The organism is Mycolicibacterium komossense, from assembly GCF_025822605.1.
Taxonomy (GTDB): Bacteria; Actinomycetota; Actinomycetes; order Mycobacteriales; family Mycobacteriaceae; genus Mycobacterium; species Mycobacterium komossense.
Genome location: NZ_JACKTY010000038.1, coordinates 52515 through 74023 on the forward strand (window position 1 = coordinate 52515; position 21509 = coordinate 74023).

The window sequence follows — 21509 nt, forward strand, 5'->3', positions numbered from 1 at the left end:
GATGGGGTATGCCGATCAGCTCTTCGATTTGACCGACCGGGTCGTCCTCATCACCGGGGGCAGCCGGGGCCTCGGCCGGGAAATGGCGTTCGCCGCAGCACGGTGCGGAGCCGATGTCGTCATCGCCAGCCGCACATTCGACAGCTGCGTCGAGACGGCCAACGAAATCGAAGCGGCCACTGGCCGTTCGGCCATGCCGTACGGAGTTCACGTCGGCCGGTGGGATCAACTCGACGGTCTGGTCGACGCCGTCTACACCCGGTTCGGCAGAGTCGACGTGCTGGTCAACAACGCCGGTATGTCCCCGACCTACGACAAGCTGACCGACGTCACCGAAAAGCTGTTCGACGCCGTCATGAACCTGAATCTGAAGGGCCCGTTCCGGCTCAGCGCACTGATCGGCGAGCGGATGGTGGCCGCAGGTCGCGGTGCGATCATCAACGTCAGCACCCACGGCTCGGTGCGGCCCTCCCCCTGGTTCATCCCGTACGCCGCATCGAAGGCGGGACTCAACGCCATGACCGAGGCGTTGGCGCTGGCATTCGGTCCCACTGTGCGGGTCAACACGCTGATGCCGGGGCCCTACCTCACCGATATCAGCAAGGCGTGGAACCTCGACGAAGACGATCCGGAGCCGTTCCCGCAGCACGCGCTGAAGCGAGCCGGGAAGCCGGCCGAAATCGTCGGCGCCGCACTGTTTCTGATGTCCGATGCATCAAGTTTCACCACGGGGTCGATTCTTCGATCCGACGGCGGCATACCTTAGGAGATGTGGCATGGCCTGGGATTTCTCGACCGAGCCCGAGTTCGAAGCGAAGCTGGACTGGATTCGCACCTTTGTGCGCGACGAAGTCGAACCACTCGACACGCTTTTCCCCAGCTGCGCATTCCTGCCGCTCGACGACGAGCGGCGCACATTCGTCGACCCGCTCAAACAGCAGGTCCGCGAGCAGGGATTGTGGGCGCCCCACCTGGGACCCGAGCTCGGCGGCCAGGGATTCGGCGCGGTCAAGCTGACGCTGATCAACGAGATCCTCGGCCGCAGTTCGTGGGCACCGATCATCTTCGGCACCCAGGCGCCGGACACCGGTAACGCCGAGATCCTCGCCCGGTTCGGCACCCAGGAGCAGAAGGACCGGTATCTGACGGGGCTGCTGTCGGGTGAGATCTTCTCCTGTTTCTCCATGACCGAGCCGCAGGGCGGCTCCGACCCAAGGGTGTTCACCACTCGCGCCGTTCGCGATGGGTCAGGAGAAGATGCGGACTGGCTCGTTACCGGCCGGAAGTACTTCTCCTCCAACGCATCCGTCGCATCGTTCTTCATCGTCGTCGCGATCACCGATCCTGATGTACCCGTGCACAAGGGCGCGTCGACGTTCCTGGTGCCGGCCGGCACGCCGGGGATGACCATCGAGGCGACCCACCAGCTGTTCGGCGCGCCGTCCTACGATCCCGGCCATTCGCTGATCCGGTACGACAACATGCGGGTGCCGGCCGACGCGATACTCGGCGAACCGGGGCAGGGTTTTGCCGTGGCACAATCCCGGCTGGCCGGTGGCAGGATCCATCACGCGATGCGCACCATCGGCCTGGCGCAGCACGCCGTCGACATGATGGCGCGCCGGTCCAAAAGCCGCTTCACCCAGGGAAGTTCACTGGCCGACAAGCAGTTGGTGCAGGCGTACATCGCCGACTCGTACACGGAGTTGATGCCGTTCCGGCTGGCCGTACTTCATGCCGCCTGGCTCATCGACACCCAGGGCGAACCTGCCGCGCGCGCCGAGATCGGCGCCTGCAAGATCCTGGCCAGCAAGGTGTTGGAGAACATCGCGCGCCGAGCCATCCAGGTGCACGGTGCCATCGGCGTCAGTGAGCAACTGCCGCTGGCCAATATGCTGCTCGGCGGCCTGGTCCTCGGCATGGCCGACGGGCCCAGTGAAGCCCACAAAGTGAATCTGGCTCGCCTGTTGTTGAAGAATTACGTGGCCGGGGACCCGGACTGGCCCGACGAATTCCTGGACAATCGGGTTGCCGCGGTCAAGGCCAAGTACGGTGACCTGATCGACCGCGTGCCGGCTCTTCCGTTGTGACGGTGAGCAATCGGGTCTCGGCTGCCGTCGACCGCGCGCTCGACGACCGTCAACGGGAAGCCAGTGAGGAAGTGGAGCGGATCCTGTCCGCGGCCATCTGCGTGCTGGAGCGGGTCACGCCGCAAGCACCCCGCGTGGACGCCATTGTCGCCGAGGCCGGTGTGTCGAAGAAGGCGTTCTACAAATACTTCGCGGGTAAGGACGACCTACTGCTCGCCGTCATGGAACGCGGCGTCGCCATCATCGTGTCCTATCTCGAACACCAGATGGCCAAGGAATCCCGGCCTCAAGAGAAGATCGTCCGGTGGATCGAGGGCGCGCTGGCGCAAGTGGCGGATCCAGAACTGATCAGCATGAGCCGGGCTGCAGTGGGGCAGATGTCGACCGCCGACCAGACCGGGCCCGTGGACGCCATCATGGCGCCGATGCGTGATCTGCTGGTCAAACCGGTCGCCGCACTCGGTGGGCCCGAGCCGCTGCGCGACGCCGACGCCGTCTTCCAGATCACCGCCGCCGCCATGCGCCGCTACGTCGGGTCCGCGGAAGCGCCCAGTGCCGGCGATATCGACCACCTGCTGCGGTTCTGCCTCGGCGGACTCGGCGTGCCACGAGAGGACGGCGATCGATGAAGGCCATGCTGTGCCGCAAGTATGGCCCGCCGGAAAGCCTGGTACTTGAGGAACTTCCAGACCTCGATCCAGGACCGGGCGAGCTGGTGGTCCGAGTGCACGCCGCCGCCGTGAATTTTCCCGACGTGCTGTTGATGTCGGGTGACTACCAGGTCAAGGTGCCACCCCCGTTTGCTCCCGGCAGCGAGTTCGCCGGCGAGGTACTTGCCACGGGGGACGGTGTCGCTCGACGGGTCGGCGACCGGGTCGCGGGATCGACGATGGTCGGAGCCTTCGCCGAGCAGGTCCGCCTCGCCGCCGCGGCGGTGACGCCCATCCCCGACGGAGTCGATTATGCGCACGCGGCCGCATTCGGCGTCAGCTATCGGACCGCCTATCACTGTCTGCGGTCAGTCGCCCAGATCGAACCCGACGACTGGGTGGTCGTGCTGGGCGCCGCCGGCGGAGTCGGTCTGGCCGCAGTCGACCTCGCCGTCGGGATGAATGCGCGGGTGATCGCGGCGGCGTCCACCCCGGAGAAACTCGAATTGTGCCTGCGCCGAGGTGCGACCGCCACTGTCGACTATCACCGCGAGAGGTTGCGCGACCGCATCCGCGAGATCACCGGCACCGGAGCCGATGTGGTGCTCGATCCCGTCGGCGGCCCCTATTCCGAACCGGCGCTGCGCGCACTTGGCCGCGGCGGCAAGTTCATCACACTCGGCTATGCCGCGGGCAGCATTCCGTCGATTCCGCTGAATCTTGTTCTACTCAAAGGAATTAACGTGGAAGGTATGGAAATCCGCACCTTCATGGGCGACCACCCACAAGAGGCCGCTCGCGATCTGCAAGAACTGCAGGGCATGTTGGCCTCCGGCGCGGTCAGCCCGCATATCGGCGCCCGCTTCCCACTGAGCGATGCAGCGCTGGCGTTACGCCATGTCGCCGATCGAAAAGCGCTGGGCAAGGTGATCATCGACATCGGGTGAACGACCGATTCCCTGAGTCGCTCCGGCGCTTGCTGTGATTCGCCTGCGAATCCTTGCGTACCGCTACTATCTTTGACGGCGCAATGGTCATCCAAGGGGGAAACGGTCAGATGAAAACCATAGTCAGTACCGCCGTTGCGGCAGCGGCAGTGGGTGCGGCGGCGGTCGGGTTGGCGGGCACCGCGGCGGCCGGGCCACTCAATGATCCCGCCGGCCTGTGCAACTTCCACGATAACCGCGGCAACTGCCAGGTCGCCGCATCGGGTCCGTCGGTCAACATCGACATGGTGTTTCCCGCGAACGATCCGCAGGAGCAGGCCATCGTTGATTACCTGACGACCGTCCAGAAGGATTTCAACGACAACACCTCACTCGGCGGCCTCGACGACCCCAAGCCGATGCAGGAACTGGATGTCACCACCACGGCTTACACCTCCGGCACGCCCAAGACGGGCACGCAGACCACCGTACTGAAGGTGTACCAGAACGAGGGCGGCCCGTACCCGCAGACGTACTACAAGGCGTTCAGCTACAACAACGCGGCCAAGGCACCGATCACCTTCGATGCCCTGTTCCGGCCCGGCAGCCAACCCCTGGACACGATCCTGCCGATCGTCCAGGACGAGATGACACACCAAGCGGGACAGCCGATCACGATCGATCCGAGGGTGGGGCTCGACCCGGTCAACTACCAGAACTTCGCCATCACCGACGATGCGATCATTTTCTTCTTCGACAAGAACCAGCTGCACCCGGCCTACGGCGACACCCAGGTTTCGGTACCGCGCAACGCTGTCGCGGCCATGCTCAGTGCGGGACTCTGATCACCAGGTGACGGGCAGGCTGTAGACACCGAAGGCCAGCCGGTCGTGCTTGAACGGCACGTCCTCGAACGGGATGGCCAGCTTCATCGTCGGGATGCGACGCAGCAGCGTGGGGAAGACGATCTGCATCTCGGCACGGGCCAACTGCTGCCCCACGCACTGGTGTCTGCCGTAGCCGAAACCGACTTCCTGGCCGGCGTTCTCCCGCGTCAGGTCCAGACGGTCCGGCTCCGGGAAGGACGTGGCGTCCCAGTTGGCCGGTGCCAGATCGATGATGATTCCCTCACCGGCGCGAATCGTCTGGCCAGAAATCTCGATATCGCCGGTCGCGACACGGCGCTGCCCGTTCTGGATGATGGACAGATAACGCATCAATTCCTCGACGGCGTTGGCGATCACCTTCGGATCGTCGGTATCCCGAAGCAGCGCAGCCTGATCGGGATTCTCCAACAGGGCCAGCACGCCGATGCCGATCATGTTGGCGGTGGTCTCGTGCCCCGCGATCAGTAAACCCGTGCCCAGCTGAGCGGCCTCCTTGACACTGATCTCCCCTGCGGTGACGCGTTCCGCGAGATCGGAGATCGCATCCTCCGCCGGATTCTCCATCTTCTTGGTGACCAGGTCGATGAGGTACTTGTGCAGGCTCATCGCGCCCTTTTGGCCGTCCTCGGCCGAGGCGTAACGGGCCAGTCCCACGTTGGCGTGATGCTGGAAGAACTCGTGGTCTTCATACGGCACCCCGAGCATCTCACTGATCACCTCGGTCGGCACCGGGAGCGCCAGTTCGGTGATGATGTCGGCAGGTTGCCCACCGGCCAGGATCTCGTCGATGCATCGGTCGGTCACCTGCTGAATAGCCGGCCGAAGACCTTCGACTCGCTTGAAAGTGAAGGGCCGGGAGAGCATCCGGCGAAACCGGGTGTGCTCCTCGGCGTCGGCGGTGAAGACAGAACGCGGACGCTTGTCGACCGTCGAGAGCATGTGCTCGTTCCAGTGCGGAAAGCCCTCTTTGCGGTCGTCGACACTGACCCTGCTGTCGGCGAACAATGCGCGCGCCTCCTCGTGGCCGGTGATCAGCCAGGGTGTGCTGCCGTTCCAGATCCGCACGCGGAAAAGGCCGTTATCCGCACCGAGTTCGAGCATCTGCTGCGGCGGCGAGAACGGGCACGTCGAAGCGCGCTCCATCGGGTACTCGGGTATCTCGGTCGCGGTTTCGGACAAGGTGTCAGTCATGATGCTCCTTGGCTAGGTCTCGAGCCGGATCGCCATCGCCGGACATGCCGCGGCGGCTTCCCGGACAGGTTCGGCAAGATCCTCCGGCGGATGTGCATCGAGGAGGATGACGCTGCCGTCGTCCTCGTCCTGCTCGAAAACCTGCGGCGCATGCGCGACGCAGTTCCCCGCTGATACGCACTTGTCCTGCTCGGCAATCACTTTCATCGACGTCTCGCACCTTTGCGTGACGCGGTGACCGGTGCGCGCATCAGCCCGGTGATGGCGTCGATCAGACTGGCGGCCATGGCATCCCAGTCTCCATGGGTCGTGGGCTCACCCGCAGCCAACGCTCGTTCCCGTTCGGCGAACATGTGCACGATGAGTTGGCGGGCCATCGCGTTGCGCTCCACGTGGACCTCGGGAGGCATACCGGGCAGGCTCCTGTTGAGCCCTTCGACGATCCGCAGCACCGACGACGACGCCAGTGATTCCTCCGACGAGATGTCGCGGTGCGCGGGATCGGGCATCAGCTGAGCGCTGAACCTGGCGTACCAGGTGGGGCTGCCGAGAGCTGTCAGGTGCTGCGCGAACGGGAGGACCAGGCATTCCACCCAGACCCTGACGTCGTCGGAGTCCCCCGCCACATCGACCAACCGCTGGCACAGCCGCTCAACCTGTTCGTTGTGCTTGCGGACGATGGCACGGATCAGGTCCGCCTTCGTGCCGAAGTGGTAGCCGACCGCGGCGTTGTTTCCTTGGCCGGCAGCCTCGCTGACCTGCCGGTTCGAAATGGCGACTACGCCATGTTCGGCGAACAAGCGCTCCGCTGCGGTCAGAATCGCATCTCGGGTGCCGGCCGCACGCTCGGTGCGGGCGACCCGGCTGACGGCTTCAGGCACCGGCCAAGTCAAGCAACATCCCCTACTTAAGTCAAGTGATTGATTTCGCTCAATTCGCCGGAATTGGCTTGCCGGAACTGCGAATGACCTTGCCTGCGACGGTGCCACCGTCGATCGGCAGCACCGTTCCGGTCACATACCGGGACTTGTCGCTGGCGAAGTACAGCGCCGCCTCGGCCACATCCTCAGCGGTGCCTTCGCGTTTCAGCGGCCGATCGTCACGCATGGTCTGACGGATGCCGGCCTCGAATTCCTCCACCGCGGCCCGATTCTCGTCCGATGCCGACGACTTGAGTAGTGGCGTCGGAATATTGCCGGGCGCAATAGCATTCACGCGAATCCCGTAGTACGCAAGTTCGATCGCCGCGGATTTGGTGAATTGGATGACGGCAGCCTTGGACGCCCGATAGGTCTGCACGCCGCCGCCGGCCTGGATCCCGCCGATCGAGGTGAGGTTGATGATGGAACCGCCGCCGTGCGTGGACATATGGCGCCCCGCATCTCTGGTGCCCGCCATCACCCCCAGCAGATTGACCGACAGCACCTTGTGGAAGTCGGCGAGATCGTCCTCAAGGAACTTCCGGTGCATGGTGCCCGAGATGCCGGCGTTGTTCACCATGATGTCCAACCCGCCGAACGTGTCGACGGTCGCAGCGACTAACCGCCCGATCTGCGCGGGTTCGGCGACGTCGGTGTGGACGAACAGGGCTGTGCCGCCCTGATCGTTGAGTTCTGCGGCCACCGCCTCACCCCGGTCATCCACGATGTCCGCGATGACCACCGCGGCGCCTTCAGCGGCGAACTTCTCCGCCATCCCCTTGCCGATGCCCGATGATCCGCCGGTGATGACGGCTACCTTTCCTGCCAGGTCGCGCGCGAGTTCTGCTGCCATGACGCCAGATCCACCTTCCGTTGCGTGCCGCCGAGGAGTCAACTCGCGGACATCATCTAAGTCAATCTTCTTAAACTGAGCGGGCAGGCTGATCCGCGAAGAACGACAACAGCAGCTCGTTGACGGGCTGCGGGCGTTCGATCTGCGGACAGTGCCCGGCATCGTCGATGACGGCGGACCGCGCCCCCGGGATCTGGCCGGCGATCTCCGCGGCCCACCCAGCGGGCAGCAGCTTGTCGCCGCCACCCTCGACGACCAGTGTCGGCACAGTGATCCGGTCGTACACCCGCCTGCTCGACGCCGCCGGGGACGGGCTGGCACCGGGCCTGCGGAACCGGGCGGCCGCGATGGCCTCCCACGCTCCGGGGCGGGTAGCCGAATCATGGCGCCGGGCAACGTAGTCATCGTCGGCCGGATAGCCCGGATCGAGAAACAGCCCTTCGACGATCAGTCGCATCGCGGGCAACGTCGCGTCGTAATCGTAGAGCGCCGTCATGTGCCGGTTGTTCTGGATCTCACCGCCGCCGCAGATCGCCACCAACGCCCGGACGGGCAGCATCGGATCAAAGGATGTCGCATCGACGAGCAGGTTGATGGCCCCCATGGAGTTACCCACGAAAAACGCGGACTCGATCGCGACGGCCTCGCAGAACCGCGCGATATGCCTGATGCGCATGCCGCGGCCGTCGACGAAGTCGAGCACCTTGGCGGACCCGCCATAGCCGAGCATGTCCGGAGCCAGCACACGGTAGTACCGTGCCAGCGCGGGAATGGTTTTTTCCCAACCGATTTCGGCACTCGCCCCGAACTCACCGCCGTGCAACAGAACTATGGTGTCTCGGGAAGCCTCCTGCCCCGCCTCCAGATAACTGGTTACCAGACCGTCGACCACGATGGTCCGGTGGTGTATCTCCATGGGCCGGCTCATGTCATTTGATCGCAATGGGATTGACCGGGGAACCGACCGCGCCGGTCACCCGCAGCGGCGGCGCGATGAGCTGGAACTCGTACACCCCGTCGGCCGCGCAGTCGGCGGCCAGGGCCGACAGGTCCCAGTACTCCCCCAGCATCAAGCCCATATCGCGCAGGCAGAGTTGATGGAGCGGCAAGATGGTGCCGTCGACGCCGGACACCGGGTCCTCGACCATCAAATTGTCCGCTGCAATCGCCGCGATGTCGTGGTCGTGCAGCCACGCCGCACACCGCCAGTCCAGGCCCGAATAGGGCTCGGTGCCGTCGTGATTGCCGAGAAACCTTTCCCACCAACCTGTTCGGACGAGCACGATATCGCCGCGGCCGACGGTGACACCCTGCGCCTTGGCGACGGCTTCCAGCTCAGCCGGGGTGATCGGGTTGCCGTGCTCGAGGAAGACCTCGGCACGACGGTGCCGGACCAAGTCGAGCAGGACCCCGCGCGAGGTGATGCCCTTGACGTCGACCTTGTCGATACCGCAGTGGTAGGCGCCAAGGCTGGTCACCGAGTCGGCCGGAAACCCGTTGTAGAGCTTGTCCTCGTAATAAACGTGCGACAACGCGTCCCACTGGGTGGCGGCCTGCAGCGGCATGATGATCATGTCGTCGTTGAACCGGAACTGGTTGTCGACGAAGTACCCGGACAGCTGTTGGGCAACAGTGTTTTTGAACCACCTCGGTCCGTACTCCACCAGGGTTCTGGCATCGCCGCCGTCGACGGTCATGACATGCATCGGGTTCGGCCGGTACTGAAACGCCCCCTGCGGACCCGACGACCCGAAGTCGACGCCGAGCGGAAAGACCCTGCCGTGCTTGACCAGAGCGGCCGCCTGGGCCACCTTGTCGTCAGTGATGAAGTTCAGGGTGCCCAGTTCGTCGGCGTCACCCCAGCGCCCCCAGTTCCTGACATCGTCGGCCAGCCGCCGAAAGTCGGTCATCCCGGCCAGTTCCACGCTTGCGGTCACGGTCATCTCCCCTGTATTGCTTCTGCTTGTGCGATCTCCGAGCCGATCCGGCTCCCGACGGTGCCGCCGTCAACCCAGATGACCTGACCTGTGAGGTAGCTCGCGGCCGCACTGCCGAGGAACACCAGCACCGCCGCCTGTTCGTCCGGGCCCGCGACGCGGCCCAACGGCGTCGAGAACGAATCCAGATAGTCCTGCCCGTACGCCGAACGCAGTTGATCCAGGATGGGGGTCTCGGTCACCCCGGGGGCGGTGCTGTTGATCCGGATGCCGCGCGCGCCCAAGTCCTCGACACTGGTCATGCCGTAGAGGATGATCGCTTCTTTGGACAACCGGTAGCCCCCGTCGGCCAGCGCCTCGGGATGCGCAGTGCACCAATCGATACCGTCGGCCATCGTGCGCGTCCGCAGGAGACCGGCGGTCGCTGCCGCGTTCTCCCGGTAGCCCGACGCCGCCAACGATGACACGCAGGACACCGACGACCCGGGCGCCATCTTCGGAATGAGCGACTCGGTGAAGTACCGCATGCCGAGGAAGTTGATCGTGACGACGAGCAGTGGCTTGCCGATCCCCGACGACACACCCGCGACGTTGAACAGCGCGTCGATCGGTCCACCGATCGACGCGACGGCATGGTCGATCGACTCCGCGTCGGCGAGATCGATGTTGATGAACTCGTCGACCGGCACCGCGGGTGGGCGGACATCGAGTCCGGTGACCCGCGCGCCGAGTTCGGCGAGCTGTCGGGCGACGTGTGCTCCGATGCCGGACGCGCAGCCGGTGACGACGACCCGTTTACCGTCGTACCGCCACATCTGGTCGACCTGTCCCATCGTCGTGCCCATGCGGCGGTCAGCCCGCCGCGGCTGAGTCTTTTCGCGCGGCCTTCTCGTCCTTTTCTCGCTGCGCGGCCTGCACTCGGCCTTCGTTGATCTCGGCCATCGCCTCGGGGATCTCGCTGGAGGTGAACTTGCCACCCCGACCGGTGGGCAGACCACCGAAGGCGAGGGTCTCGTCGAACATCGGCGCATTGGACGGTTGACGACGGGCTTCGACCTTCTCGATCACCGGCTCGAGCCGCTTCGCCTTGTGCTTGACGGCCTTGGCGTCGCGCTCGATGAACTCGGGCAGAATCTCCTTGCCCATCAGCTCGATGGACTCCATCGTGCCCTCGTGGCTGCGTGGGTTCAGCAGCAGGATGATCTCGTCGACCCCGCTGGCCTCGTATCCGCGCAGGAATTCGCGCACCGTGTCGGGTGAGCCGATCGCGCCGCGGCCGGGGCCGTAGGCCAGTGTCGGATCCTCCTTGACCGCCTTCTCGTACAGCTCCCACACACCGGTGCGACCGGGGGTGTGCATGCCGTTGACGTAATAGTGCATGATGCCGAACGAGAAGAAGCCGCCGCCGACCCCGAGTCGCTTGAGGGCCTCCTCGTCGGACTTCGCGACCATCATCGACAGGTCGCCACCGATCGCGAGGATGTTCGGGTTGATCGCCGGGGTGACCGGCGTGCCCTGTTCCTCGAATTCCTGGTAATAGCCGTCGACGCGCGTCTTGAGTGCCTCTGGCCCGGTGTAGGCGAAACTCAGTGCGCCAATGGCCTTCTGGGCCGCCATCTGGACCGACGACGGCCGGGTGCAGGCCACCCATACCGGTGGGTGCGGATTCTGCAGCGGCTTAGGGATGACGTTGCGGGCCGGCATCTCGACGTGTTCGCCCTTGAACCCGGTGAACGGCGCCTCCGTCATACAACGGATGGACACCTCGAGCGCCTCCTCCCACATGGTGCGCTTGTCCGCCGGGTCGATGTCGAAGCCACCGAGTTCGGCCACCGAGGAACCCTCACCGGTGCCGAACTCCACCCGGCCGTTGGACAGGTGGTCCAGCGTGGCGACCCGCTCGGCGATGCGAGCGGGGTGGTTGATCGGCGGTGGCAGGTGCATGACGCCGAAGCCGAGCCGAATATCCTTGGTGCGCTGGCTCGCCGCGGCCAGGAACATCTCCGGCGCGGTCGAGTGGCAATACTCCTCGAGGAAGTGATGCTCGGTCAGCCAGACGGTGGAGAAGCCGGCTTTGTCGGCCAGCTCGACCTCGTCGAGACCGTGCTGGAACAGCTGGTGTTCGTCGTCCTCCGACCACGGCCGCGGCAGGGGGAATTCGTAGAACAGCGAAATCTTCATGGTGGTCTCCTATTTGAGAACTAGTGCAATGTCATTGGCGGCGATGTAGCCGAAGGTCATGGCCGGTCCGATGGTGGCCCCCGCGCCTGCATAACTGCGACCCATCACGGCCGCCGAGGCATTACCGACGGCGTAGAGCCCGCCGATGACGGTGTCGTCCGCACGCAGCACGTGAGCGAATTCGTCGGTGCGCAGACCACCGGAGGTGCCGAGGTCGCCGAGGATGATCTGGAACGCGTAGTACGGCGGCCCGCTCAGCGGATACAGATTCGGATTGGGCAGCGTCGGGTCGCCGTAGTAGTTGTCGTAGGCGCTGTCACCGCGGTTGAAATCGTCGTCGTGACCCTTACTCGCCAGATCGTTGAAACGTTCGGCTGTTTCGCGCAGCGTGGCGGCCGGAACCCCGATCTTGCCGGCCAGCTCGTCGAGCGAAGCAGCGTCCTGAACCACCCCGGATTCCAGCCACGCCGCGGGGAGTTTGCGGCCCGTCGGCACCGGGGCCAGCGGGATCTTCGGGATGGGCAGATGCCCACCGACGACATACCGATTGAACGATCGGTGGTCGGTGATCAGCCAGCACGGGATGTGCGCCGTCCCCGTCTCCTGCCCGGCGATCATCGCGTGCGCGAAATCCATGTAGGGCGCGGCCTCGTTGATGAACCGCTTCCCGTCGCCGTTGACGACGAACTGAGACGGCATCATCCGTTCGTTGAGCATGAACTGCAGCCGGCCGTCGGGCCAGCACATGGCCGGGAACCACCAGGCCTCGTCGAGCAGATCGGTGGCCGCGCCGACCTTCTCCCCCGCCCGGATGCCGTCGCCCATGTTGGCGGGATTGCCGAAGCTCCAGTCCTTGTCCAGCACCGGCAGATGTTCGCGGCGCCAGGCCATATCGTGGTCGAAGCCGCCGCTGGCCAGGATGACGCCACCTCTGGCACCGATCCGTACCGCGCGGCCCTCATGCTCGACCACCGCGCCGGTGACGGTGCCGTCCACGCCGGTGATCAGCTCCGTCATCGGCGAATTCAGCCACAGCGGGATGCCGTGTTCCTTCATCGCCAGTCGCAGCCGGGCCGACAGTGACTGACCGATCGCGGCCATCCGGTCGCCGAATACCCTGGCCCGGAACATTCGCCACAGCAACTTGAGCAGCACACCCTTACCGCGCCAGGATTGCCGAACCTGGTAGAAGAGCCGAAGATCCTTGGGGCCGAACCAGATTCCCTTCGGGGCCAGCGCCAGCGGCGTCAGCAGGTGCTTTTCCTCGTCGCCGAGCTTGCGCAGGTCGATCGCGGGCACGTTGATGGTGCTGCCAAGCTCGGACCCACCGGGCAGTTCCGGGTAGTAGTCGGCATACCCGGGCTTCCAGACGAATTCGAGCCAGGGGCTGCGCTTCTCCAGGAAGTCCATCATCTCCGGCGCCTGTTCGACGTACTGCCGCAGCCGGGCCGCGCTCACGAGGCCGCCGGTGATCTGGGTGAGGTAGTCGACGACGCCGTCGGCGTCGGGTGAATAGCCCGCACGTTTCTGCGACGGGGCACCGGGCACCCAGATGCCGCCACCCGACAGGGCCGTCGAACCGCCGAACTGCGGGGACTTCTCGACGACGAGCGTGTCCAGCCCTTTGGCCTGGGCAGTCAGCGCCGCGGTCATGCCGCCGCCGCCGGAACCGATGACCAGCACGTCGACAGTCTTGTCGAAATCGTCTCCGGCAGAGTTCGCCGATGCAGAGGTCACAGCGGGACCGCCGTCCGGACGGCGAAGCCCGCGATCAGCTCCGGCGCCGGCCGGTAGTACCGGCTGCCTGTCTTGTACGGTCCTGACGCGGACAGCGCGGCGAAAGCCGCCACCCAGGTGCGGATCTCGTGCGCCGAGTGACCGGCTTCGCGCTCGATCCAGTCGTTGGACCAGCCGTCGACATCGGAAAGCCGCCCAGTGTCGAGCAGTTCGAGAAAGGCCTGATCCCAGTCGGGGTTCAAGGGTTGCAAGGGACTCTCCCCGTGGGCGAAATTGTGGGCTGCATCCATCACTGCGGTTTGTCGCGCCTCTCGCTGTTGTGAACTCATGGGAGCGCCGTGGACGATTCGATCCAGCGCGGCAGGCGGTGCCGTCGCCAGGGTCGGGACCGGCGGGTCGTGAGACAGCCCACCTGAGCCGAGCACCAGCACGCGTTTGTCGAGCGTCGCCAGGTAGTCACCGACGGAGGTGCCCAGCGCTCGCACCCGCCGCAGCGGTCCCAGCGGGGTGGCGACGGAGTTGATGAAGATCGGGATGACCGGGCGCGCGACGGCATCGCCGAAGAGGGTCTGCAACGGTTGCGTCGTGCCGTGGTCGACGTCCATGCTGGCCGAGATCGAGACGTCGACGCCGGCTTCCAGAACTGCTGCCGCACAGGCTGTTGCGATGTCGTTGGGTACATCGAGCGGTCCGGAGTGGGTGCCGTAGTCACCCACGCCCTGCGCGGCGGTGCCGATACAGAACGGTGGCATCGCCCGGTAGAAGAATCCGTTGTAGTGGTCAGGCGCGAAGATGACCACCAGTTCGGGATCGAAGTCGCGCGCGAAGGCGCGGGCCGCGGCCAGAGCGCCCGAAATATCTTCCAGGAGCTCAGCCGACGGTCCTGGAAGGTTCAGAAGCGGGCTGTGCGACATACAGCACAGGGCGAGTTGCGCCACGGGGTTCACCCCCTTCCGGCGTCAGCGTCAACGCTCGGAAAATGGCGGCGCTCAGCTCCGGTGCACGCTGGGCGATGCACGCACCGGCGGTGCAACGATCCGGACGCAGGAACAACACCGATTCGCTGTGGCCGTCGAACCAGGCTTTCAGCGCGCCGGTGCGGTCACCCACCACGATGACGTCCTGGGTGCCCGAGCTGCCGTCAGCGTTCCAGTGCAGCTGGGTCAGCGGTCGCACCGCAATGAACCGGGCCCCCAACGATTTCCACTTCTCGAATGCTTCGGCGCCGAGCAGTGCGCGGGGATCGTTGTTCCAGCACAGCACGGCGAACCACGCGCCCAGGACATCATCGAGAAGGACGTCCTGCTGCTCGCGGGTGTCCACCCTCGGCTGGATGAAAAGGGTGCCGACCGGCGAGGTGGGAGGGGGTGGCGTCACGGCGTGCACGACGGCTCCCTCGGAGTAACGCGGCATCGGTTTGAACCGCATCTCCAGGATGTAGCGCTTCAGTGTCGGAACCACCGACGCCGCCCGGATGACCCGGTCCCGCAGTGCGGCGACGTGACGATTGGTCGGCGAGATCACCCGGCCGACCATGGTGGACAGGTCGATCATCGCTCTGGCGTGCTTGCGCCGTTCGACGTCGTAGGAATCGAGCAGACCATCGGCCGCCTGACCGTTGACGACCGCGGCGAGTTTCCAGCCCAGATTGGCCGCATCGCGGATCCCGCTGTTGTACCCCTGCCCCTGCCAGACCGGCATCAAATGGGCTGCATCCCCGGCCAGCAGGAAACGGCCGACCCGGAAGGAACTGGCGATCCGGGAATGGTGCGTGTAGACCCGCCGCCGGATCACGTCGACCCGGTCGGGATGCGGGACGAAGCCGGCCAGGAGCTTCTGGGCGAATTCGGGCTCCTGGGCCAGCTCGTCGGATTCATCGGCATGGATCATGAACTCGAAGCGCCGGATGCCGTGCGCGATCGAGATCGACGCGTAGGGCCGCACCGGATCGGCACCGACCTCACTGTTGGGATGGCCCAGCGGATCGTTGGCCAGATCGATCACCAACCATCGGGTGGCCGAGGTCGTCCCGTCGAAGGTCACCCCCATCAGCCTGCGGGTGGCACTGCGCCCGCCGTCGCATCCGATCACGTAGCGCGCTGAGACCGGCTCAGCCTGGCCGCTCAGCTGGACCGTAACACCGTCGGGCCCGTCGGCGCAGGAGACCATGGAGTGCCCCCACCGAACCTCGACATGGTCGAATCGTGTCAGCCCGGAGAGCAATTCGGCATCGACGAGTGGCTGGACGAACCCGTTGCGTTTGGGCCAGCCGAAGCGGGCGTCGGGCGGAGCCATCTCGGCGAGCAACCGGCGGTTGCCGTCGAAGAACCGCAGGATCTGGTTGGGCACCGTATGCGGCAGCACCCGGTCGACCACGCCGATCGACTGGAACGTGCGCAGCGATTCGTCGTCGAGGCCGACACCGCGCGGGTAGTCGATGAGCGTCTCGCGCTCCTCGGCGATCAGCGTCCGGACGCCCTGCAGCCCAAGCACATTGGCCAAAGTCAGGCCGACCGGACCGGCTCCGATGATGACGACATCTACGTCCGTAGCTGCCACGTCAGCGCCCCAATAGGAAATCGAGGTGCAACCGGTTGAACGTCTTGGGATCCTCGTACTGGGGCCAGTGCCCGCAGCCCGACATCACCTCGAAGCGGGCGCCGGGAATCATCTCAGAGATGCGACGACCCTCGCTGACATCGGCGGTCGGGTCGTCACTGGTCCAGAGCACCAACGTCGGCGCGGCGATGCTGCCATAGTCGCTGGGCGACATCAGGTTTCGGGCCCGTATCTCCGGGTCCTGCAAGGCCATGATGTCGCGCATCGCCGCCACGAAACCGGGCTGACGGTAGATGCGTTGCCTGCTGGCGACGATGTCGTCGTAGTCCTTGGACTTGTCGGCCATCAGCCATTTGATGCGCGCCTGCACGGTTTCCCAGGTGGGGTCCTCGACTGCCGCCATCGACAGGGTGATGATGCGCTTCATCACCACCGGATCGGCCTGGGAGCCCCCTGCGGTGTTGAGCACCAGGCGTTCGATGCGGTCGGGATGACGGGCCGCCGCGGCCGAGGCCACCCAGCCTCCCAGCGACTCTCCGGACAGGTAGACACGGTCGACCCCGATGGTGTCGAAGAAGGCCAGCAGGTGGCTCAGGTAGTGGTCGATCTCCAACAGGTGGTCCGGCTTGTCGGTGTAGCCGTGCCCGAGCATGTCGATCGACCAGGTGGAGAAGTGTTCCGCGTGCGACTCCAGGTTGCGGATGTACGCCTCGGCGTGGCCGCCGGAGCCGTGCAGCAGCACGAGCACGGGCTTCTCCGTGTCACCGGCATGGAGATAGCGGGTGCGGACACCCCCCACATCCAGGTAGCCCTGCGAGAACGAAACGCCCTGCAGATCGCTCCAGATGCTCTCGAACTCCGCCACTATAGGCCTCTCTGCCTGCGAATACGTCATTCTCTTTTCTTGCGAGCAGTGTGTGCTAAAATCGCACATCAATGTGCACTATCTATAGAGCATCACTCTCATCGTGACGTCTGTCAAGGGAACCCCCTCGGCCGGCCAGGTCAGTGCGGCACCCGGTTCGCAGACCCTGGCCAGGGGCCTGACCGCGCTGCAAGCCGTCGCGGCCGCACCGTCGGGCCTGACCGTGCAACAGGTCGCCGACCACATCGGCGTCCACCGGACGATCGCCTACCGACTGCTCAGCACGCTGGCCCAGTTCCGCTTCGTCACCAAGGCCGAGGACGGCCGGTATCGGTCGGCCGCCGGCCTCGCGGTACTCGGGGCGTCCTTCGACAACGGCGTACGTCAGCTGTGCCTGCCGCGGCTACGGGCCCTGGCCGACGAACTCGGCACCACGGTGTCGCTACTCGTCGCCGAAGGTGATCAGCAGGTGGCCGTCGCCGTCATCGTGCCCACCCACGTCGCCTACCAACTGTCGTTCCACGAAGGCAGCCGTTACCAACTCGACCGTGGCGCAGCCGGTATCGCGTTGCTGGCGAGCATGCCGCCGCGCCCCGGCGAGCGAGACCTGGTCACCCTGACCCGCGAACGCGGATGGGTGGTCACCCATGGTGAGATCGAGCCCAACACCTTCGGGCTGGCGGTGCCCGTCCACCGACTCCCCCCGTCGCCACCGACCTGTATCAACCTCATCTCCCACCGCGAGGACGTCGTCGAGCGCGGCCGGGATGCTGTCATCGCGACGGCCGAGCAGCTGTCCGCCATCCTCGCCTGAGAAGGGATTGCCGTGTCCACTCCGACTGATGCTGTGACGTGGGACCAGGAAACCGATGTCGTCGTGCTGGGCACCGGTGGTGCCGGACTGACTGCCGCCCTGTCCGCGGCGGCCGGCGGTGCCGAGGTCGCGGTCTACGAGAAGTCCGCGACGGTCGGCGGTACGACGGCGGTCTCCGGCGGCGTGATCTGGATTCCGGCCCACCACCGGGCACCGGACCTATCCGAAGCGGACGCCCTGGAATACCTACGCGCGCAGTCCTTCGGGATGATGGACGAAGACCTGGTCGAGACCTTCGTGCGGACCGGCCCTGCGCTCATCGATTTCGTCGAGGCGCACAGCGATGTGCAACTGGAGATCGCCACCGGGTTCCCGGACTACAAACCCGAACTGCCCGGCGGAAAGCCCGGCGGTGGACGCTCTCTCGGGCCGGCACCCTACAACCTGACTCGACTGGCCCACTGGCGCGACCGGATCACCTCGTTCCCACCGGATTTCAGCAATGTCGGCATCGACGCCGAGACCAGGGCCCGGCTGCACGCCGACGCGATAGCTAGTGGCCCGGGCGCGGCAGAAAACACGGTCGTTGCGGGCACTGCCCTGATCGCCGGTCTACTCAAAGGCCTATTGGACGCCGGGGTGACACCGAGGACGAGCGCCCGCGCTGTCGAACTCATCGCCGATGACGGCGCCGTCGTCGGGGTGCGGATCGAGGTGGACGGGATGACAATCAACGTCCGCGCCCGTCGCGGCGTCGTGCTGGCCAACGGCGGCTTCGAATGGGACCCCATACTGGTCGGAACTTTTCTCCGCGGCCCGATGCACGGCCCAGTGTCCCCTCCGAACAACACCGGCGACGCGCTGCGAATGGCGATGGCCCTCGGGGCGGACCTCGGCAACATGGGCGAGGCCTGGTGGGTGCCCGTCGTCCAAATCCCCGGCGACACCATCGAAGGCGAACAACGAAGCCGCAGTGTGCGACTCGAGCGCACCCGGCCCCGCAGCATCATCGTCAACCGCGCCGGCAAGCGATTCGTCAACGAGGCCTGCGACTACAACTCGATGGCCGGGGCGTTCCACTATCTCGATCCCCGCAACGGCTACGTCAACGATCCGGCCTGGATCGTCTTCGACGACCAGCACCTCAAGCGCTACGGATTCCTCGGCGTCGAGCCGGGCGAGCCGGTGCCGGACTGGTTCTGCAAGTCTCGCGATATGGACGAACTGCAGGAGAAGACCGGGATCGATGCCGCGGGGCTGGCCAGGACACTGGACGCCTGGAACCACTCGGTGGCAGACGGGCATGATCCCGACTTCGGCCGCGGCGCAAGCGCTTACGACGGCTACTGGGGCGACCCGCAGGCCACCACCACCGCGGGCAAGACCCTCGGTCCGTTGGACACCGCTCCCTATTACGCCGTGCCGGTGGCGGTCGGGGCGATGGGTACCAAGGGCGGACCGCGCACCGACCGCGACGGCCGCGTCCTGCACGTCTCGGGCGACGCGATTCCCGGGCTCTATGCGGCGGGTAACGCCATGGCGGGCCCGACCGGACGGGCCTACGGCGGTGCCGGTGGAACCCTGGGGCCGGCAATGGTTTTCGGCTTCCGCGCCGGACACCATGCCGCCGTCGGGGAGTCGGCTACCTAACGCTGCTCGACGGACCAGCGCACGACATGCGAACGACGAATCCGCGTGCCCCGATGACCAGCTTTGCCCGCGCCGTCATGACTGGGGCTGCTGGAACTCCATGATCAACCGGGTGAGCCGCAACGACGCGATCCGCCATCGCCCGCCATCGCGCACCCACCGCTCGTGGTAGTGCCCGTACCCCGTCAGCGCGGGGCCGTTCTCCCACACCACCCGGTCCTGCATCGCCCAGATAACCTGTGCCTCATCGCCGTCGAGCTCGATCAACGGCGTGTGCACCTGGTGCGCACTCTTGGCGTTGGTCAAGGACGATCGGATCATCTCGACGGCATCGTCACGGCCGGAGATGACCGGCACGCCGGTGCCCTCGCTGACGTCAAGTTCGACGTCAGCGGTCATCAGGGCGCCGAACCCGGCCCAGTCCCTGGTGTCAAGCAGGTAGCAATACCTCGCTTTGGCCTGGGTCAGTTCGTAGAAGGCCGTGCTTACCTCGGTCACGGGTATCCTTTCGCCGGTCATAGTGCGCACGAAATATCCCTGCGCACCTTGAACTTCTGCACCTTCCCGCTCGCGGTACGCGGGAAGTCGTCGACCTTCTGCAGTTCCTCCGGCCACTTCTGCCTGGCCATCCCGCTCGATTCGAAATGGGCCCGCACCTCGTCGAGGCGAGGCAGGTCGTGGCCCGGATGCATCCGCAGTACGGCGGCGGCGTGTTCGCCGAATCGCGCGTCGGCGGCGGCGACCACCACCGCCTCGGCGACCCCCGGCATCGCCAGCAGCGCCTCTTCGACCTCGAGGGCGCTGATGTTCTCACCACCGCGGATGATGATGTCGGACTTACGGTCGGTGATCGTCAAGTAACCGTCCTCGTCGAGGATGCCGACGTCACCGGTGTGGTACCAGCCGTCCTGGTCGAAGGCCTTGGCCGTCAACGCCTCATCGGTGTATCCCAGGCACAGGTCAGGGCCGCGGGACAGGATCTCACCGTCGTCGGCCAGGCACACCTCCACCCCGGAGAGGGGCTTGCCGTCGGTGTAGAGGCGTTTACTTTCGGGTTCGTCATAGCGAGAGCCGGTGATCGAGGGATGCTCGGTGCTGCCGTAGGAGCGGAACGCGGTGATCCCGAGTTTCGCCAAGCGCTGGGTCACCGCGATGGGCACGGACGAGCCGCCCAGCCCGACCACCCGCACGCCGGCCAGGTGTTCGGTAGTGAAATCAGGGTGATCCAGCAGGCTGGTGACGAAGTACGGTGGACCCCCGCCGACTGCCAGCCCGTCTCTTCTCATCAACGCCAGCGCTAGGCCCGGATCCCATACATCGGCGAGGTTGATCGGGTTCCCGCCCATGACGGGCATCAGCAGCCCCCCGACCATGCCGATGAAGTGCCCGACCGGTGTCGCGGTGAGCTGCTTCCCGCTGTCACGCGGGTTCTGCGCGACCAATTGATGGGTTTCGTGGACGAGCCCATAATGGCTGTGCACCACACCTTTTGGTCTACTGGTGGTACCGGATGTGTAGGCGATCAACGCAGGCCCGGCCGGGTCGGCGGCCACTACGCCGGTCAGCGGCTCGTCAGCCAGCAGGTCCTCGAAGCTGTCGCCGACCGCCGCCGGATCTGCGCCACCCACCAACCCGACGATAGGCACGTGCGCCGACACGTCAGGCTCGTAGGCCATCCGGCCGAACTGTACGGCGGTGATGAACACCGTCGGCTTGGCATCAGAAATGATGTGGCCCAGTTCTTTTCGTCCGTAGAAGTGCACAATCGGCACCACCACCGCGCCGAGAAGCGCTGTGGCCCAGAAGGTCGCGGCAGCTTCTCGCCAATTCGGCAGCTGAAACGCGACGACGTCGCCCGGACCGACACCGCGCTGCCGCAGCCCCGCCGCCAGACGGCGCGCCGTCAGTTCGACCTCGGCATAAGTGCCGGCGTACGGCCGCACCGCCGAGTGCACCCGGAACTCCGCGTCAGGCGCGGCAGCCAATCCTCGTGCCACCAGGTCGCCCAGCGTATCCGGCGTCCACCACCCCTCCTGCTCGTAGCGTTGGGTCAGCTCAACCGGAATGCTCCGCAGGGATTTACCCATGGATCGACACACCTCCACCTCTGCTGGAGATGTTATTCTCCAAACGCGAGAATGCCAATCTCGCGCTGGCCGCGGGATGATCCGGCGAGCCCTGAGCCGGCGGCAGGTAAGGACACGTCGTCCACCAAGGTGGCGCGGCGCGACATCGCCCCACCGATGGCC

General features: G+C 65.7%; 21 protein-coding genes. 7 read left to right on the forward strand and 14 right to left on the reverse strand.

The annotated features are described in order from the left end of the window. Position 1 precedes the first annotated feature (1 nt). From H7J73_RS23790 to H7J73_RS23810, 5 genes are all read left to right on the forward strand, one after another. Positions 2–766 (forward strand): SDR family NAD(P)-dependent oxidoreductase, encoded by a 765-nt coding sequence (locus H7J73_RS23790; RefSeq protein WP_264070187.1) that lies wholly within the window; start codon positions 2–4, stop codon positions 764–766. 10 nt (positions 767–776) lie between these two features. After that, positions 777–2090: an acyl-CoA dehydrogenase family protein gene (locus H7J73_RS23795; protein WP_264070188.1), complete on the forward strand. Its 1314-nt coding sequence runs from the start codon at positions 777–779 to the stop codon at positions 2088–2090. 2 nt (positions 2091–2092) lie between these two features. Next, positions 2093–2719, forward strand: a complete 627-nt coding sequence (locus H7J73_RS23800) for a TetR/AcrR family transcriptional regulator (protein WP_264070189.1) — start codon at positions 2093–2095, stop codon at positions 2717–2719. Next, positions 2716–3687 (forward strand): NADPH:quinone oxidoreductase family protein, encoded by a 972-nt coding sequence (locus tag H7J73_RS23805; RefSeq protein WP_264070190.1) that lies wholly within the window; start codon positions 2716–2718, stop codon positions 3685–3687. The genes H7J73_RS23800 and H7J73_RS23805 overlap by 4 nt, the downstream gene beginning before the upstream one ends. A gap of 110 nt (positions 3688–3797) precedes the next feature. Then, the gene (locus tag H7J73_RS23810; protein WP_264070191.1) at positions 3798–4511 is read left to right on the forward strand and encodes an esterase; all 714 of its coding nucleotides are present in this window, start codon (positions 3798–3800) and stop codon (positions 4509–4511) included. Here the strand turns inward: H7J73_RS23810 and H7J73_RS23815 are convergent, their stop codons facing one another. From H7J73_RS23815 to H7J73_RS23870, 12 genes are all read right to left on the reverse strand, one after another. After that, positions 4512–5744: a cytochrome P450 gene (locus H7J73_RS23815; protein WP_264070192.1), complete on the reverse strand. Its 1233-nt coding sequence runs from the start codon at positions 5742–5744 to the stop codon at positions 4512–4514. A gap of 12 nt (positions 5745–5756) precedes the next feature. After that, positions 5757–5951, reverse strand: a complete 195-nt coding sequence (locus H7J73_RS23820) for a ferredoxin (RefSeq protein ID WP_264070193.1) — start codon at positions 5949–5951, stop codon at positions 5757–5759. Continuing rightward, on the reverse strand, positions 5948–6625 hold the full coding sequence (locus tag H7J73_RS23825) for a TetR/AcrR family transcriptional regulator (protein WP_264070194.1): 678 nt from the start codon (positions 6623–6625) through the stop codon (positions 5948–5950). Before H7J73_RS23825 ends, H7J73_RS23820 begins: the two co-directional genes overlap by 4 nt. A 49-nt stretch (positions 6626–6674) precedes the next feature. Then, positions 6675–7517, reverse strand: a complete 843-nt coding sequence (locus H7J73_RS23830) for an SDR family NAD(P)-dependent oxidoreductase (RefSeq protein ID WP_264070195.1) — start codon at positions 7515–7517, stop codon at positions 6675–6677. Between the two features lie 70 nt (positions 7518–7587). Next, positions 7588–8433: an alpha/beta fold hydrolase gene (locus H7J73_RS23835; protein ID WP_264070218.1), complete on the reverse strand. Its 846-nt coding sequence runs from the start codon at positions 8431–8433 to the stop codon at positions 7588–7590. Positions 8434–8446: 13 nt separating this feature from the next. Beyond that, positions 8447–9436, reverse strand: a complete 990-nt coding sequence (locus H7J73_RS23840; protein WP_264070219.1) for a cyclase family protein — start codon at positions 9434–9436, stop codon at positions 8447–8449. A 20-nt stretch (positions 9437–9456) separates the two neighbouring features. Next, on the reverse strand, positions 9457–10287 hold the full coding sequence (locus H7J73_RS23845; protein WP_264070220.1) for a coniferyl-alcohol dehydrogenase: 831 nt from the start codon (positions 10285–10287) through the stop codon (positions 9457–9459). Between the two features lie 19 nt (positions 10288–10306). Then, positions 10307–11635, reverse strand: coding sequence for an LLM class flavin-dependent oxidoreductase (locus H7J73_RS23850; RefSeq protein ID WP_264070196.1), 1329 nt, complete (start codon positions 11633–11635; stop codon positions 10307–10309). Positions 11636–11644: 9 nt separating this feature from the next. Continuing rightward, positions 11645–13372, reverse strand: a complete 1728-nt coding sequence (locus H7J73_RS23855) for an FAD-binding protein (RefSeq protein ID WP_264070197.1) — start codon at positions 13370–13372, stop codon at positions 11645–11647. Beyond that, positions 13369–14286 (reverse strand): 3-carboxyethylcatechol 2,3-dioxygenase, encoded by a 918-nt coding sequence (locus H7J73_RS23860; RefSeq protein WP_264070198.1) that lies wholly within the window; start codon positions 14284–14286, stop codon positions 13369–13371. The genes H7J73_RS23855 and H7J73_RS23860 overlap by 4 nt, the downstream gene beginning before the upstream one ends. Continuing rightward, positions 14243–15931, reverse strand: a complete 1689-nt coding sequence (locus H7J73_RS23865) for a bifunctional 3-(3-hydroxy-phenyl)propionate/3-hydroxycinnamic acid hydroxylase (RefSeq protein ID WP_264070199.1) — start codon at positions 15929–15931, stop codon at positions 14243–14245. Before H7J73_RS23865 ends, H7J73_RS23860 begins: the two co-directional genes overlap by 44 nt. Before the next feature lies 1 nt (position 15932). After that, positions 15933–16796, reverse strand: coding sequence for an alpha/beta fold hydrolase (locus tag H7J73_RS23870; RefSeq protein ID WP_264070200.1), 864 nt, complete (start codon positions 16794–16796; stop codon positions 15933–15935). A 100-nt stretch (positions 16797–16896) separates the two neighbouring features. On the opposite strand from H7J73_RS23870, the gene H7J73_RS23875 reads away from it, so the two are divergent. Next, entirely contained in the window at positions 16897–17610 is a 714-nt protein-coding gene (locus H7J73_RS23875) for an IclR family transcriptional regulator (RefSeq protein WP_435405569.1), read from the forward strand. A gap of 33 nt (positions 17611–17643) precedes the next feature. Then, positions 17644–19260: an FAD-dependent oxidoreductase gene (locus tag H7J73_RS23880; RefSeq protein WP_264070221.1), complete on the forward strand. Its 1617-nt coding sequence runs from the start codon at positions 17644–17646 to the stop codon at positions 19258–19260. Between the two features lie 75 nt (positions 19261–19335). Here H7J73_RS23880 and H7J73_RS23885 read toward each other — a convergent pair whose 3' ends face one another. Together H7J73_RS23885 and H7J73_RS23890 are read right to left on the reverse strand one after the other, a co-directional pair. Further along, the gene (locus tag H7J73_RS23885; RefSeq protein WP_264070202.1) at positions 19336–19758 is read right to left on the reverse strand and encodes a nuclear transport factor 2 family protein; all 423 of its coding nucleotides are present in this window, start codon (positions 19756–19758) and stop codon (positions 19336–19338) included. 17 nt (positions 19759–19775) lie between these two features. Next, entirely contained in the window at positions 19776–21335 is a 1560-nt protein-coding gene (locus H7J73_RS23890) for an AMP-binding protein (RefSeq protein ID WP_264070222.1), read from the reverse strand. Between the last annotated feature and the right edge of the window lie 174 nt (positions 21336–21509).